The following is a 13,818-nucleotide window of genomic DNA, read 5'->3' as shown; positions in this document are numbered from 1 at the left end:
TTCACGACGTCCGGTAGCCGTAAAGCCAGTCAAGCTCCGCAGCCAGCGACTGCGGCGGCTTTACCGCAAGAACCAGATCGCGCCCGAGGCGTATGGGGCCGCGGGCATGATAGGCGAAGCGGTTGAACGCTCCACGGGCGCGAACGCGGGCAAGTCTCTCCGTCCGCTCTGCCTCGAACATGGAAATTGCCTTCGCAATCGACGTTGCGCCGGACACTCGTGCTGCCAAAGCGAAAGCGTCTTCGATCGCCATTGCAGCACCCTGGGCCGCGAACGGCATCATCGCATGGGCCGCATCGCCGATGAGGACGATGTCGCTGCCGTTCTGCCATCGGCCTGTCGAGACGTGATGGAGCGGCCAGAAGGTCGGGTTTTCGGCAGACGAGAGAAGTTGAAGCAGCTGCCTGTCCCACCTGCCGAATTGCGCCATCAGCATGCGATGCTGGGTATCACTTGCCGTTGCATCCCAGACATTCGCCGATGAGATGCCGGACGCGATCGCGACGAGATTGATGCTGTTGGTATCCTTCAGAGGATAGGCGACGAGATGTGCAGACGGGCCGAGATAGGCGGTTACCTGTCGGAGTGACAGCCACTCGGGGACGTTCGCTTGGGGTAGGTTGAAGCGCCAGGCGACGTTGCCCGAAAAGCTCGCGACCGGAGCTCCGGGGACCTGCTCGCGGACCTCGGACCAGACACCATCGGCGCCGATGATCAGAGGATAGGATTTGTTGGCAACGGCTTTGATGCTCGCACGGATGTCGCAACGCAGCGGGGTGCCAAGGCGAAGACTGCAGAGGGGATTGGAGCGAACCGCCGCCTGCAATGCGCCTTGAAGTGTTGCCCGATGCAGGACGCCATAGGGCGCGCCCCACCGCTGCCGGGCAAACTCCCCGACCGGAACATGGGCCAGGTTGCGGCCCGAAGTTCCCGACACGAGCGCGATCCGCTCAGGTTCGACCCAGGTGGCCTCAAGCGCCGGCAGAACTCCCAATTCGCCAAGTATCCGCGAGGCATTGGGCGAGATTTGAAGCCCTGCGCCGACCTCTCGGAGCTCCGGCGCCTCCTCGAAGATGTCGCAGGCGATGCCATGGCGCGCGAAGGAGAGCGCAGCGGTGAGCCCTGCCACTCCGGCCCCAACGACTGCGACTCTCTCGACGGACATGGATCAGTGACTTCGCGTCAGGCGGCCTTGACGTGGAAGACGCATCCCGGAGGGTTCGTCTGCTCAGGCTTGAGTGTCGGGTTGTAGCGGTAGAGGGTCGAGCAATAGGAGCACACCTTTTCACTGTCGTCGCCCATGTCGATGTAGATGTGCGGATGGTCGAAGGGCACCGAGGCGCCGGTGCACATGAACTCCTTCACGCCGATCTCGATCATGCGATGTCCGCCGTCGTTCTGGAAATGGGGAATGCTGTGCCCAGCCATGGTCGTCTCCGAATGCTTGTCGTTGGTGGCGGACATTATAGTCCCCGCATGGGAATGTGTAGTGGGAAAAGGGCCGCGGGAGACTGGAAACTCGGGGGCGGCCGGAATACATGCCCCTGATGCGTCCGGCTATGACCAAGGCTATTCCATGAACCTCAATGCTCCGCCGTTTTCATCCTTCCGCCACGACCGCCTCGACCTCTACTATCTGGACGAGGGCGACCCGGCGGGGGCTCCCGTACTCCTGATCCACGGTTTTGCCTCCAGCGCTCTGGTCAACTGGGTCCATCCGGGCTGGGTGAAGACGCTGGGCGAGGCGGGATACCGGGTGATCGCGATCGACAACCGCGGTCATGGCCTCAGTGATAAGCCGCGCGACCCGGAAGCCTACCGCCCCTGGGTCATGGCCGAAGATGCCGTTGCGCTTCTCGATCACCTGCGGATACCCGAGGCGCACGTCATGGGCTATTCGATGGGCGCGCGGATATCGGTCTTCCTGGCGCTCGCTCACCCGCATCGTGTCAGGTCGCTCGTCCTGGGCGGGCTCGGCAGCGGGATGACCGACGGCGTAGGGGACTGGGATCCGATCGCCGATGCGCTTCTGGCGCCTTCGCTCGATGACGTCGATCATGATCGCGGCAGGATGTTCCGCGCGTTCGCGGAGCAGACGAGAAGCGACCGGGAGGCGCTGGCCGCCTGCATCCGCGGTTCGCGGGATTTGGTGGCAGAAGCCGATATGGGCCGGATTGAAGCCCCGACCCTGATCGGGGTCGGAACCAAGGATGATATCGCCGGTTCGCCCCACAAGCTGGCGGCGCTGATGCCGAATGCACGGGCGCTCGACATTCCGGGCCGCGACCACATGCTGGCGGTCGGTGACAAGGTGTTCAAGAAGGCTGTGCTCGATTTCTATGCGGAACACTGATCGGCGTTCGCTGTGATTGAACATAGCCGTCAACGAAATGCGATTTCGTTGCCATTGGTCTTGCTGTATCGTTCGTTCTATATGACCGACGGCTAGAGAAACGAGGAGACGGCCATGGCCGCAAGAACCGAGATCCGCCCGAAGGAGCCTGTCGCGACTGTCGATCCCATCTGGGACACGATGCGTCAGGAGGCGAGGGCCGCTGCCGACAGCGATCCGCTCCTGGCGGCCTTCCTCTACTCGACAGTCCTCAATCACACGTCGCTGGAGGACAGCGTCATCCACAGGATCTGCGAGCGCCTGGATCATCCCGACCTTCAGGCCGTGCTGCTTCGCCAGACCTTTGCGGAAATGCTGGCCGACTGGCCCGAATGGGGCAGCGTCCTGCGGGTGGATATCCAAGCCGTCTATGATCGCGATCCCGCCTGCCTGCGCTTCCTGGAGCCGGTGCTGTATTTCAAGGGCTTCCACGCGATACAGACACATCGTTTGGCGCACTGGCTGCTTGCGCGCGGGCGCCGCGACTTTGCACTCTATCTCCAGAGCCGCGCGTCAAGCGTTTTCCAGACCGACATCAATCCGGCAGCGCGGATCGGCAAGGGAATCTTCCTCGATCACGCCACGGGCCTCGTGGTGGGTGAAACGGCAGTTATCGGCGACAACGTCTCGATCCTGCATGGCGTAACGCTTGGCGGTACCGGCAAGGAAGGAGCCGATCGGCATCCGAAGATCGGCAATGGCGTGCTGATCGGGGCTGGTGCCAAGATCCTCGGCAACATCGATATCGGTTCCTGCTCGCGTGTCGCCGCGGGGTCCGTCGTGCTCAAGTCGGTACCGTCGAAGAAGACGGTGGCGGGGGTTCCCGCCAAGGTGGTCGGGGAGGCCGGATGCTCCGAACCGGCCCGGCTGATGGACCAGTTGCTGACCTCCGACGAGTGAGCGATGGAGGCAAGGTACTTGCCGCCCCCGCCGGAAAAGTGCCGGCGGGTTGGTGCCTGCCTTTACTTTGCCCTTGATGGCATGGCACAAGCGCCGCGAACCGAACCGCTTACGGAGAAGACATCGTGAAACCTGACGAAATCAAGAAGCTGGACGGCTATTTCAAGCGGATGTTCAATCCGCAGATGGTTGTCAAGGCTCGGCCGAGGAAGGACGATTCCGCAGAAGTCTATCTTGGCGAAGAGTTCCTGGGCGTCGTCTACCTCGATGATGAAGACGGCGACCGCTCGTACAATTTCTCGATGGCGATCCTTGACGTCGATCTTTGAGCCCCCGTGGGGACTGTATACTTTGTGCGCTGCACAAAACTCCTTGACTCACGGAGAAGCGCGCCATTCTATGAGCGGGTGCGAATGAACAAGGGGCACTGCTATGTTCAGTTTCGATAATGCCAGCAAAAGCATGGAGACCATGGAGGAGATGCTGAAAAGCTACTCCGATATGACCAAGGGCTTCCAACTCATTGCGGCCGAGGCGAGCGATTATTCCCGCCGGTCGTTCAACGAAATGACTGCATTCATGGAATCGCTGATGTCGGCTCGCGGCATGGAAGAAGCCTACCAGATCCAGACAGGCTACATGAAGTCGTCCTATGATGCGTTCGTTGCCGAGGCAGCCAAGCTTGGCGAACTCTATGCGCAACTTGCCAAGACCGGCTACAGGCTCCAGCCGCAACCTTCGACAGCCGTTTCGACCGAGGTTGTGGCCGCCGACGCGGCCTGACCGGAAGTAAGAGCCAGCATAACTTAAGAGGCCGGTGACGGATCCGTTGCCGGCCTCGTGATTCCGACGACTTGAGAATTTGCGGCTGGAGCGGGTCCGGGACGGAATAGTGATTGCGTGGCGGCGAGGGGGGCTTAAAATCGCAGCCCGATGAACTAAGTTAGTACGATCTGATGTCCGCCGCTCGAGCCGATCGCGTTCGTCGGACGACTGGGGAATGAATGAAGATGATCGCACGGCCGATCTTGATGCAAGATGACAAAAGCGGCGACGGAGACAACGCTAATCGCGGCACGTCCGTCATCACCCGCACGAAGCCGAAAACGAAGAAACCAAATCTGTACCGCGTACTGCTGTTGAATGATGACTACACGCCGATGGAGTTTGTCATCCACATTCTGGAGCGTTTCTTCCAGAAGGATCGCGAAGCAGCCACGCGGATCATGCTCCACGTTCATAATCATGGCGTGGGGGAATGCGGAATCTACACGTACGAGGTCGCGGAGACGAAGGTTAGCCAGGTCATGGACTTTGCCCGGCAGCACCAGCATCCGCTCCAGTGCGTGATGGAAAAGAAGTGAGGAGCCCACGTGCCAACTTTTTCGCCTAGTCTTGAAAAGGCGCTACACCAGGCACTGACATATGCGAATGAGCGGCATCATGAATATGCCACGCTCGAGCATCTGCTTCTGGCATTGATCGACGATGCCGATGCAGCAGCGGTCATGGGTGCTTGTAACGTCAACCTCGATGCCCTGCGCAAGACCGTGATGGACTACGTCGACAACGAGCTTGCCAATCTAGTCACCGGTTACGACGAGGATTCCAAGCCGACATCCGGCTTCCAGCGCGTGATCCAGCGCGCCGTCATCCATGTCCAGTCATCCGGCCGGGAAGAGGTCACCGGCGCGAATGTGCTCGTTGCGATCTTCGCGGAGCGCGAAAGCCATGCCGCCTTTTTCCTGCAGGAGCAGGAAATGACCCGGTACGACGCGGTCAACTACATCTCCCACGGGATCGGCAAGCGGCCCGGTGCCTCTACCATACGTCCGCCTCGCGGCGCAGACGAAAGCGATGCCGACGCAAAACCGGCGCGCGAGCAGGAGGATGGATCCGGCAAGAAGCCTGCAGAGGCTCTGAAAGCCTATTGTGTCAACCTCAACGAGAAGGCCAAGGGCGGCCGCATTGATCCGCTGATCGGCCGCAACTCCGAGGTCAACCGGACGATCCAGGTCCTTTGCCGCCGATCGAAGAACAATCCGCTCTATGTGGGCGATCCCGGCGTCGGCAAGACGGCAATCGCCGAAGGTCTCGCCAAGCGCATCGTCGAGGGCAAGGTGCCCGAGGCACTCGCCGACGCCACCATTTTCTCGCTGGACATGGGCACGCTGCTCGCTGGCACCCGTTATCGGGGCGACTTCGAAGAACGCCTGAAGCAGGTGGTGAAGGAACTGGAGGATTATCCCGGCGCGGTTCTGTTCATCGACGAGATCCACACCGTTATCGGGGCGGGTGCTACGTCCGGCGGTGCGATGGATGCATCGAACCTCCTGAAGCCGGCGCTCTCCTCCGGTGCGATCCGCTGCATCGGTTCGACCACCTACAAGGAATACCGCCAGTTCTTCGAGAAGGACCGGGCGCTCGTCCGCCGCTTCCAGAAGATCGACGTCAATGAACCTTCGGTCGAGGATGCGATCGAGATCATGAAGGGGCTGAAGCCCTATTTCGAGGAGTATCATAAGCTCCGCTACACGAACGAGGCGATCAAGTCCGCGGTCGAGCTCTCGGCCCGGTACATTTCCGACCGGAAGCTGCCGGACAAGGCAATCGACGTCATCGATGAGACGGGTGCTGCACAGATGCTGTTGCCTGCCTCGAAGCGGCGCAAGCTGATCACCGAGAAGGAGATCGAGGCGACGATCGCGACCATGGCCCGTATCCCGCCGAAGACGGTTTCCAAGGACGACGAGATGGTTCTCGCCAACCTGGAGAAGGAACTCCGTTCGGTCGTCTACGGCCAGGACAAGGCAATCGAAGCCCTTTCGACATCGATCAAGCTCGCCCGTGCCGGCCTTCGCGAACCGAACAAGCCGATCGGCGCCTACGTCTTCTCCGGCCCGACCGGCGTCGGCAAGACCGAAGTCGCCAAGCAATTGGCGTCGTCGCTCGGCGTGGAACTGCTGCGCTTCGACATGTCGGAATACATGGAGCGGCACACGGTCTCGCGTCTGCTCGGTGCGCCTCCCGGCTATGTCGGCTTTGACCAGGGTGGGTTGCTGACCGACAGCGTCGACCAGCACCCGCATTCCGTGGTCTTGCTGGACGAGATCGAGAAGGCGCATCCGGACATCTTCAACATCCTGTTGCAGGTCATGGACCACGGTTCGCTGACCGACCACAACGGCAAGAAGATCGACTTCCGCAACGTCATCCTGATCATGACGACCAATGCGGGCGCTTCGGAAATGGCCAAGGCCGCGATCGGCTTCGGTTCCTCCAAGCGCACGGGCGAGGATGAAGAGGCGCTCAACCGCCTGTTCACGCCGGAATTCCGCAACCGTCTCGACGCGACGATCCCATTTGCGCCGCTGCCGACGGAGGTGATCCACCAGGTCGTTCAGAAGTTCGTCATGCAACTGGAAACGCAGCTCTCCGAACGCAACGTCACGTTCGACCTGCAGCCCGATGCAATCGCCTGGCTGGCGGACAAGGGCTATGACGAGCGCATGGGCGCACGGCCACTGGCGCGTGTCATCCAGGAGCACATCAAGAAGCCGCTCGCCAACGAGATTCTGTTTGGCAAGCTGCGCAAGGGTGGCGTCGTTCACGTAACGGTCGGCAAGCAGGAAGATGGCACAGACGGCCTGATCCTGGAGTGCATCCCGGAAGCCGTGCCGGTGAAGCCGAAGCCGGAAGCCGAAGTCGAAGAGGCTTCGGAAGAGGCTGGCGCGAAGGCGAAGAAGTCGCGTCCCGCAAAGAAGTCCAAGGGCAGGGATGATGGCGAACCCGCCAGGCCGATGGCTGAAGCCGACGTGACGGCCTCTGAGGAGGCGCCGCAGACGCCACCTCGCAAGGGCAGCATTGTGCCACGCGTGCCGAAGTCGAAGTAACGATATCACCACATTGGCAATGCCGGGTATCTTGCCCGGCATTGCCTTTTCCTGCGGCCAGTCCGCCTTGCCTTCGGTTTCCTAATGTCGCCAAGCAGTGATACGCAGTCCGCCTCCTTCTGGTTCCTGACCGGGATGCGGGGCATCACTTCGCTGCCCGCCATCATCCTGATGACCTCCTTCGTCGGATTCAGCGCCTTTGCCTTCGAATCGGGAATCTCGCGAGGCGAAGCCATCTTCATGACCATCTCGATCTGGGCGCTGCCGGCGAAGATGATCCTCGTCGGCATGATGGCGAGCGGCGCTCATATCGCTGCGTGTTTCGTCGCCGTGACGCTTTCGTCCATCCGCATGATGCCGATGGTTGCGTCGCTGGTTCCGGAGATGCGGACGGAGCGCACCCCTACCTGGCTGCTCCTGCTGTTATCGCACTTCGTCGCCATCACAGCCTGGGTTTTTGCGACGCAGCGTCTCCGGGACGTGCCGCGGGAGCATAGGGCGACCTTCTTCGCCGGATTTGGGATTACGCTGACGCTGACCAACACCCTGATCGTCTCCGTCTGCTATGGAGTGGTCGAAGCGTTTCCGCCGGTTGTCTCAGGTGCATTGTTCATGCTGACGCCTGTCTATTTCCTCGCATCCATCTGGGCGACGGCCCGGCAGGCGGTGGTCCGGCTTGCGTTTGTCATCGGGGTCGCTTCCGGTCCGCTGCTGGCACTTGTTTCACCGGGATTTGACGTTCTCTATGCGGGCATTGGCGGTGGGACGCTCGCCTATGTCATCGATCGCTTCTGGATCCGGGGACGAAAGCGGGCGGTTCAGGCGGAGAAGCTGCATGGGCGATGAGTGGTGGCCCTATATCGTGATCGCCGTCGCCGGCTGGCTGGCAACCGACATCTGGCGGTGGCTCGGGGTCCTGGCTGGCAACAGGCTGGACGAGGATTCCGAGGCGCTACACTGGGTGAGGGCGGTTGCCACGGCCCTGGTGATGGCCGTGACCGCCAAGCTCATCGTCTTCCCCACTGGAACGCTTGCCGAGTCGCCGCTCTGGCTGCGACTTTTTGCTGCCGGGGTGGGGTTTGGTGCATTCCTGATCGCGGGGCAGCGGATCGGCGTTGCAGTCGTCACCTCTACCCTACTCCTGGGCCTTGGTCTTTACTGGCTTGGCTTCTAGCGCTACCCAACCTGCCAATCCACACCATGCTTCACCCATACGGAATCCCCATGACAGACAGAATACGTCGCCCAGCAGAACCCGCCGACGCGGCCGAGCGCCGCTCGAAAAAGCCCGTAGTGGTTTATCCGAACGGGACGCTGGCGGCGCCGGACCTAGCCAGGTTGGGGACGGCCCGGGAGACGCTGGAGAAGATCGACGAGGTGATCGTGCCGCCGCGTGACGGGCGCACATTTACGGTGCCGAGGGGGCATATCTTCCGCGTCGTCAGCATTGAGGGGCCGCAGGTCGGGGATCTCAACCTGTGGAACGCCCACGACCTCAATGAACGGTTCTTCAGCGGCAAGACCAGGGCGCTGCACGCGACACACGTGTCCGTCGGTGATCGGCTATGGAGCACGCTGCCGTCGCTGCGGCCCATGGCCACCATCACCCACGATACGCTCGGTTGGTATGGCTGGGACGATGATGGTGCAGGCGTGCATGATGTCATCGGCACGCGCTGCGATCCCTACACGAACCGGCTGCTGAGCGGCGGCGACTATCACAACTGCTGCCATTCCAACCTTTGCCGCGCACTGTCTTCTGCCCGGGGAATGTCGTTCAAGGAGGCGGAACCGCATGTCCACGACGTCCTGAACGTCTTCATGTGCACCGGCTTCACGAAGGACACGCACCAGTACTTCATGAAGGCGAGCCCAGTGCGGCCGGGGGACTACCTGGAGTTCTTCGCCGAGATCGACCTGCTGGGTGCTCTCTCCGCCTGCCCGGGAGGAGACTGTGGCAGCTCGCATTCAAGCGATGTGGCCGCCTGCTATCCCTTGAAGGTGGAAGTGTTCCGGCCGGACATGGACCTCCTGTCGGACTGGCCGTTTCCGGACCGGAACGGCTATGTGAGTCCGGTCTGACATCCGTGCGTTGAAAAAAGGGAGGCTGAGCCTCCCTTCTGGTTTGCGAGTATGCCTTACAGGGCGGCCCTGATCTTCTCGGCGTTGGCCTTCAGGATGTCACCGTCTTCCATCTTGCCAGAATGCGGCTTCAGCGGCTCGCCTTCGCGGCGTGGGATGACGTGGAAGTGCAGGTGATAGACCGTCTGACCGGCGGCCGGCTCGTTGAACTGGGCGATGAAGATCCCGTCGGCGTCGAAGGCTTCCTTTGCCGCCTTCGCGAGCTTCTGGACAACCGGGATGGTCTTCGATAATGCCGCCGGGTCTGCGTCGAGGAGGTTGCGAGACGGCGATTTCGGTACCACCAGCAGGTGACCGGGAGCCTGCGGCATCACATCCATGAAAGCCAGCGTATCGTCGTCCTCGTAGACCTTGTGGCACGGGATCTCGCCGCGCAGGATCTTCGCGAAGATGTTGTTGTCGTCATAGATCTGGCCGCTCATTGGCAATCCTCTCCTTCGTCTCTTGATGGTCCTTGCTGCTGTCGTTCTCCCTTTCGGAAGGGGCTATGCGCCTCGAGGTATTCGCCGACGTGCTCCACGTCACGGCGCTCCCGCTCGAGATAGTCGGCCACCGCCCGCCTCAAGCCCAGATGGGCAATGTAGTGCGCCGAGTGCGTCGTCACCGGCAGGTATCCGCGCGCCAGCTTGTGCTCGCCCTGCGCACCGGCCTCGACCCGCTTCAGCCCCCTGGCGAGAGCGAAATCGATCGCCTGATGATAGCAGACTTCGAAATGAAGGAAGGGGTGATCCTCGATGCACCCCCAGTGACGGCCATATAGGGCGTCGCCGCCGATGAAGTTGATGGCGCCGGCAATATAGCGGCCGGCGCGCTTCGCCATCACCAGCAGGATGTCGTCAGCCATGCGCTCGCCGATCAGCGAGTAGAAACTGCGGGTGAGGTAGGGACGGCCCCACTTGCGGCTGCCGGTGTCCATGTAGAAGGCGAAGAACTGGTCCCAGATGTCTTCGGTGAGATCGCTGCCGGTCAGCCAGTCGATGGTAATGCCGTCCTCCACCGCCGTCCGACGTTCCTTCTTCAGGGCTTTCCGCTTGCGCGACGCGAGCGTGTCGAGAAAGGCGTCGTGGTCGGCATAGCCGGCATTGATGAAGTGGAATTGTTGGTCCGTGCGGTGCAGGTACCCGGCTTCCTCCAAGAAGGGCAGTTCTTCCTCCGGCAGGAAGGTGACATGGGCGGAAGAGACGCCGAGCTGTCGTGTCACCTGCTGGAGACCTGCTGCCAGGGTGGCTCGAACGGACGCTTCATCCTGCCCCTCCGATACGAGCAGGCGCGGGCCGGTCGCCGGCGTGAAGGGGATGCTGCACTGGATCTTCGGATAGTACTGGCCGCCGGCGCGTTCGAAGGCGTCAGCCCAGCCATGGTCGAAGACGTATTCGCCCTGGCTGTGGCTCTTGAGGTAGCCCGGGATGGCGCCAAGCAGCGTGCCCGCGGCGTCCTCCAGCAGCGTGTGATGTCCGAGCCAGCCTGTCTTGGCGATAGCCGACCCGGATTCCTCCATGGCCGACAGGTAGGCGTGCGACAGGAACGGATTGTAGATGCCGTGGCCGGATCTCGATGTGCCGGCGAGCCGCGACCAGCGTTCCGGCGTGATCGCGGCAAAGCTCTTCTCGATGCGGATGGAGAGCGGTTCTGTCATCCTATGCGGAAGCGGTCTCCCTGGGGTCGAAGCCCTCGAAGGTCATCTGGTCCGCATGAGTATAGGTATGCGCCCGGGCATTTTCATCCCTGACGGTCCAGGTAATGACCGGAAGGCCTGCGTGTCTCTGCGCGGTGACAAAGCTGTTCGGGAGGTGACCGTGAAAATAGGAGATGAAATCCAGTCCGAGATGCATCGCGTCGTCATGCGCGAAGAGGTCTTCCGGCTTCACGCCCTCGGCGGTCAGCCCCACAGGGTGGGGTGAACCCGCCTTCTTGAGGTCCTTGAGGATATGGTGGTCGAAGCTCATCAGCGCCACCTTGCCCTCATAGCCTTCCAGTGCCTCCAGCACGGCTTCGGCGAAGCCGTCATCCTCGCCGGGACGTCCCTTGATCTCGATGACGAGCGGTACGCGTCCGGCGACCAGCTTCAGCATCTGCCTGAGGGTGGGGATCTTGTCCGAGGTGCCGCCGACGGCAAGCATGCCGAGTTCTGCTGAGGTGCGCTCGCGCACATCGCCCTTGATGCCGCAAAGGCGTTCAAGATCGTGATCGTGAAACACGACCGGCACGCTGTCTGCGGCAAGCTGCAGATCGCATTCGACGGCAAATCCCGCCTCGACGGCGCGGGAAAAGGCCGAGAGCGTGTTCTCCCAGACGGTCTTGTTCATGTCGTGATAGCCGCGGTGGGCGACTGGCACGTCCTTGATCCAGGCGGCAGTGGTCATGCTTCGATCTCGATGATTGCGTCGATTTCCACCGATGCATTGAGCGGCAGAGCCGCCATGCCGACTGCAGCCCGGGCGTGCTTGCCGGCGTTGCCCAGGATGTCGGCGATCAGGTTGGATGCCCCGTTGATGACGAGGTGCTGCTCCGTGAAGTCAGGCATGGAGGCGACGAAACCGTTGAGCTTGAGGATGCGGCGAATGCGCCCGAGATCTCCACCGAGCGCCGCCTTGGCCTGAGCGAGGATGTTGATGGCGCAGAGCTCGGCGGCGCGCTGGGCACCCGGAACATCGACGTCACGACCCACCAGCCCCGTGACCGCAACTTTGCCGTTTTCGATCGGCAACTGTCCGGAGAGATAGAGCGTATTGCCGCTGATCGTGTAGGGGACGTAGTTTGCAGCGGGCGCAGCCGCTGCCGGCAGGACGATGCCCTTCTCCTTCAGGCGGTTCTCGATGGCTTCAGACATGATCGACTCCCAGTGTTTGTTGTAAACGGCTTGAAAATCCGGCATTCAAAGAGGCATAGCCTTGCTGGATGGCGTTCATATAACACCCACGGTGAGTCCAACAGGAGATAATGAATGATCGACCATGGACGCGTAGCGATCCTCGCCTTCGGTCTGGCCGCGGGAGCGTCCGTGCCGGCACTGGCCGGTGTCGAAGGCGCCGCGGGACTCCTCCCGCATCGCGCGGTCTATGATCTGAAGCTGAAGGACGCCTCAGACCGCTCCGGTATAGAGGGACTGAGCGGACGTATGGTCTACGAGTTCACCGGATCCGCATGTACCGGCTTCACCACCAACTTCCGTTTCGTGACACGCATCAACACCGGCGAGGACACCCGACTCACCGACCAGCAGACGACGACATTCGAAGACACCGAAAAGGGTGAGTTCCGCTTCGAGACGAAGTCCTTCACGGACGAGCAACTGGACAAGGAAGTGAGCGGGGCCGCAATGGAGGCGGATTCGAAAGTGAAGGTGGCGATCGATCTCCCTGATCCGCGGGAGGTTGAGCTGACAGCGAGCGCTTTCCCGACCGAACACATGCTGGAAGTCATCCGGAATGCCCGCAACGGAAATCGCTTCTTCGAAGCCCGCATCTTCGACGGATCGGAGAACGGTGACCAGAGCATGATCACCAATACGGTGATCGGGCCCCAGCAGCAGCCGCAGAAGGAGGATGCAGGTGACGCCGCGAAGGCAGGCGAGTTCGCCGACGCGGCGTATTGGCCCGTCTCGATCGCGTATTTCAACGACGGCGGGTCGGGTGACACGACTCCGGTCTATTCCATGTCATTCAAGCTTTACGATAACGGTATTACCCGGGACCTCACCATGGATTATGGCGACTTCGTCCTCAGCGGAAGCCTTTCGAGGTTAGACCTCCTCGACAAGCCGAATTGTGACCAGACCAAACTGCGTCCGTAGAGATTAACCGGCCGCCGTCCATGAAGGGGAACGCGCATGAGCATTGAATTCCTCCTGACGTCACTCGTGATCGTTGCCTCGCCTGGCACCGGTGTCCTTTACACGCTGGCGGCAGGCCTCTCGCGTGGCGCAAGGGCCAGCATCGTCGCGGCACTGGCCTGCACGCTGGGGATCGTCCCGCATATTGCCGCAGCCGTGACCGGTCTCGCGGCCGTCCTGCATGCCAGCGCACTCGCCTTCGAGATCATCAAGTATCTCGGCGTCGCCTACCTGCTCTACATGGCCTGGCGAACGATCATGGATCGCGGGACGCTCAGTGTCGACGAGGAGCGCGCGCCGCGTTCGCTTCGCCAGACGATCGTAGACGGCATCCTTCTCAACATCCTGAACCCGAAGCTTTCGATCTTCTTCTTCGCCTTCCTGCCGCAGTTCGTCAGCCCGACGCAGGCCGGCGCGCTGCCAAAGATGCTGGTGCTGAGTGGCGTGTTCATGGCGCTCACCTTCATCGTCTTCGTCGGCTATGGCGTCTTTGCTGCGCTGATGCGGCGACACGTGATCTCACGCCCTGCGGTGGTCACCTGGATGCGTCGCACGTTCGCTGCGGCCTTCGTGGCCATGGGCGCGAAGCTGGCGCTGGCCGAGCGCTGAGCGCGGCACAGGCCTTGCCGTTCCGCCTCGCGACCGCTATTGCGGCGCCC

17 protein-coding genes are annotated in these 13,818 nt (G+C 61.6%); 11 read left to right on the top strand and 6 right to left on the bottom strand.

The annotated features are described in order from the left end of the window. Position 1 precedes the first annotated feature (1 nt). Together FN060_RS09630 and FN060_RS09625 are read right to left on the bottom strand one after the other, a co-directional pair. A complete protein-coding gene (locus FN060_RS09630) occupies positions 2–1,165 on the bottom strand; it encodes an FAD-dependent monooxygenase (RefSeq protein WP_142587846.1) in 1,164 nt (387 codons plus the stop codon). Between the two features lie 17 nt (positions 1,166–1,182). Continuing rightward, positions 1,183–1,428 carry a zinc-finger domain-containing protein gene (locus FN060_RS09625; protein WP_142588460.1) on the bottom strand — a complete coding sequence of 82 codons (246 nt, stop codon included), beginning with the start codon at positions 1,426–1,428 and terminating at the stop codon, positions 1,183–1,185. A 148-nt stretch (positions 1,429–1,576) separates the two neighbouring features. Here FN060_RS09625 and FN060_RS09620 point away from each other — a divergent pair, with 148 nt between their 5' ends. The 9 genes from FN060_RS09620 to FN060_RS09580 all read left to right on the top strand — a co-directional run bounded on the left by FN060_RS09620 (position 1,577) and on the right by FN060_RS09580 (position 9,267). Then, on the top strand, positions 1,577–2,353 hold the full coding sequence (locus FN060_RS09620) for an alpha/beta fold hydrolase (protein WP_142587845.1): 777 nt from the start codon (positions 1,577–1,579) through the stop codon (positions 2,351–2,353). Between the two features lie 114 nt (positions 2,354–2,467). After that, the gene (gene cysE, locus FN060_RS09615; protein WP_077546531.1) at positions 2,468–3,292 is read left to right on the top strand and encodes a serine O-acetyltransferase; all 825 of its coding nucleotides are present in this window, start codon (positions 2,468–2,470) and stop codon (positions 3,290–3,292) included. A 125-nt stretch (positions 3,293–3,417) separates the two neighbouring features. Next, entirely contained in the window at positions 3,418–3,621 is a 204-nt protein-coding gene (locus tag FN060_RS09610) for a DUF3126 family protein (protein WP_052638625.1), read from the top strand. Positions 3,622–3,724: 103 nt separating this feature from the next. Continuing rightward, positions 3,725–4,075 (top strand): phasin family protein, encoded by a 351-nt coding sequence (locus tag FN060_RS09605; RefSeq protein ID WP_142587844.1) that lies wholly within the window; start codon positions 3,725–3,727, stop codon positions 4,073–4,075. Positions 4,076–4,302: 227 nt separating this feature from the next. After that, the gene (gene clpS, locus FN060_RS09600) at positions 4,303–4,656 is read left to right on the top strand and encodes an ATP-dependent Clp protease adapter ClpS (RefSeq protein WP_052642018.1); all 354 of its coding nucleotides are present in this window, start codon (positions 4,303–4,305) and stop codon (positions 4,654–4,656) included. A gap of 9 nt (positions 4,657–4,665) precedes the next feature. Then, on the top strand, positions 4,666–7,185 hold the full coding sequence (clpA, locus tag FN060_RS09595) for an ATP-dependent Clp protease ATP-binding subunit ClpA (RefSeq protein WP_142587843.1): 2,520 nt from the start codon (positions 4,666–4,668) through the stop codon (positions 7,183–7,185). A gap of 84 nt (positions 7,186–7,269) precedes the next feature. Next, entirely contained in the window at positions 7,270–8,031 is a 762-nt protein-coding gene (locus FN060_RS09590) for an AzlC family ABC transporter permease (protein ID WP_142587842.1), read from the top strand. Next, positions 8,021–8,359 carry an AzlD domain-containing protein gene (locus FN060_RS09585; RefSeq protein WP_142587841.1) on the top strand — a complete coding sequence of 113 codons (339 nt, stop codon included), beginning with the start codon at positions 8,021–8,023 and terminating at the stop codon, positions 8,357–8,359. Before FN060_RS09590 ends, FN060_RS09585 begins: the two co-directional genes overlap by 11 nt. A 50-nt stretch (positions 8,360–8,409) precedes the next feature. Then, positions 8,410–9,267: an urea carboxylase-associated family protein gene (locus tag FN060_RS09580; RefSeq protein ID WP_142587840.1), complete on the top strand. Its 858-nt coding sequence runs from the start codon at positions 8,410–8,412 to the stop codon at positions 9,265–9,267. Positions 9,268–9,323: 56 nt separating this feature from the next. Here FN060_RS09580 and FN060_RS09575 read toward each other — a convergent pair whose 3' ends face one another. From FN060_RS09575 to FN060_RS09560, 4 genes are read right to left on the bottom strand one after another with little or no spacing between them, the layout of a single operon-like run. Then, on the bottom strand, positions 9,324–9,749 hold the full coding sequence (locus tag FN060_RS09575; RefSeq protein WP_077546525.1) for an HIT family protein: 426 nt from the start codon (positions 9,747–9,749) through the stop codon (positions 9,324–9,326). Then, on the bottom strand, positions 9,746–10,963 hold the full coding sequence (locus FN060_RS09570; protein WP_077546524.1) for a GNAT family N-acetyltransferase: 1,218 nt from the start codon (positions 10,961–10,963) through the stop codon (positions 9,746–9,748). The genes FN060_RS09575 and FN060_RS09570 overlap by 4 nt, the downstream gene beginning before the upstream one ends. Position 10,964: 1 nt before the next feature. Next, positions 10,965–11,690: a glycerophosphodiester phosphodiesterase gene (locus FN060_RS09565; RefSeq protein WP_172973584.1), complete on the bottom strand. Its 726-nt coding sequence runs from the start codon at positions 11,688–11,690 to the stop codon at positions 10,965–10,967. Next, complete coding sequence (locus tag FN060_RS09560; RefSeq protein ID WP_142587839.1) at positions 11,687–12,157, bottom strand: RidA family protein; 471 nt, start codon at positions 12,155–12,157, stop codon at positions 11,687–11,689. Before FN060_RS09560 ends, FN060_RS09565 begins: the two co-directional genes overlap by 4 nt. 114 nt (positions 12,158–12,271) lie before the next feature. Here FN060_RS09560 and FN060_RS09555 point away from each other — a divergent pair, with 114 nt between their 5' ends. Both FN060_RS09555 and FN060_RS09550 read left to right on the top strand, forming a co-directional pair. Beyond that, a complete protein-coding gene (locus FN060_RS09555; protein ID WP_142587838.1) occupies positions 12,272–13,120 on the top strand; it encodes a cell envelope integrity EipB family protein in 849 nt (282 codons plus the stop codon). Between the two features lie 36 nt (positions 13,121–13,156). After that, positions 13,157–13,768 carry a LysE family translocator gene (locus tag FN060_RS09550; protein ID WP_077546521.1) on the top strand — a complete coding sequence of 204 codons (612 nt, stop codon included), beginning with the start codon at positions 13,157–13,159 and terminating at the stop codon, positions 13,766–13,768. Positions 13,769–13,818: the final 50 nt, after the last annotated feature.

Origin of the sequence: Pseudorhizobium halotolerans (assembly GCF_902153235.2) — a bacterium.
GTDB lineage: Bacteria > Pseudomonadota > Alphaproteobacteria > Rhizobiales > Rhizobiaceae > Neorhizobium > Neorhizobium flavum.
Note: the sequence above shows the minus strand (reverse complement) of the source record. Positions and strands in the feature narration are given on the sequence as shown.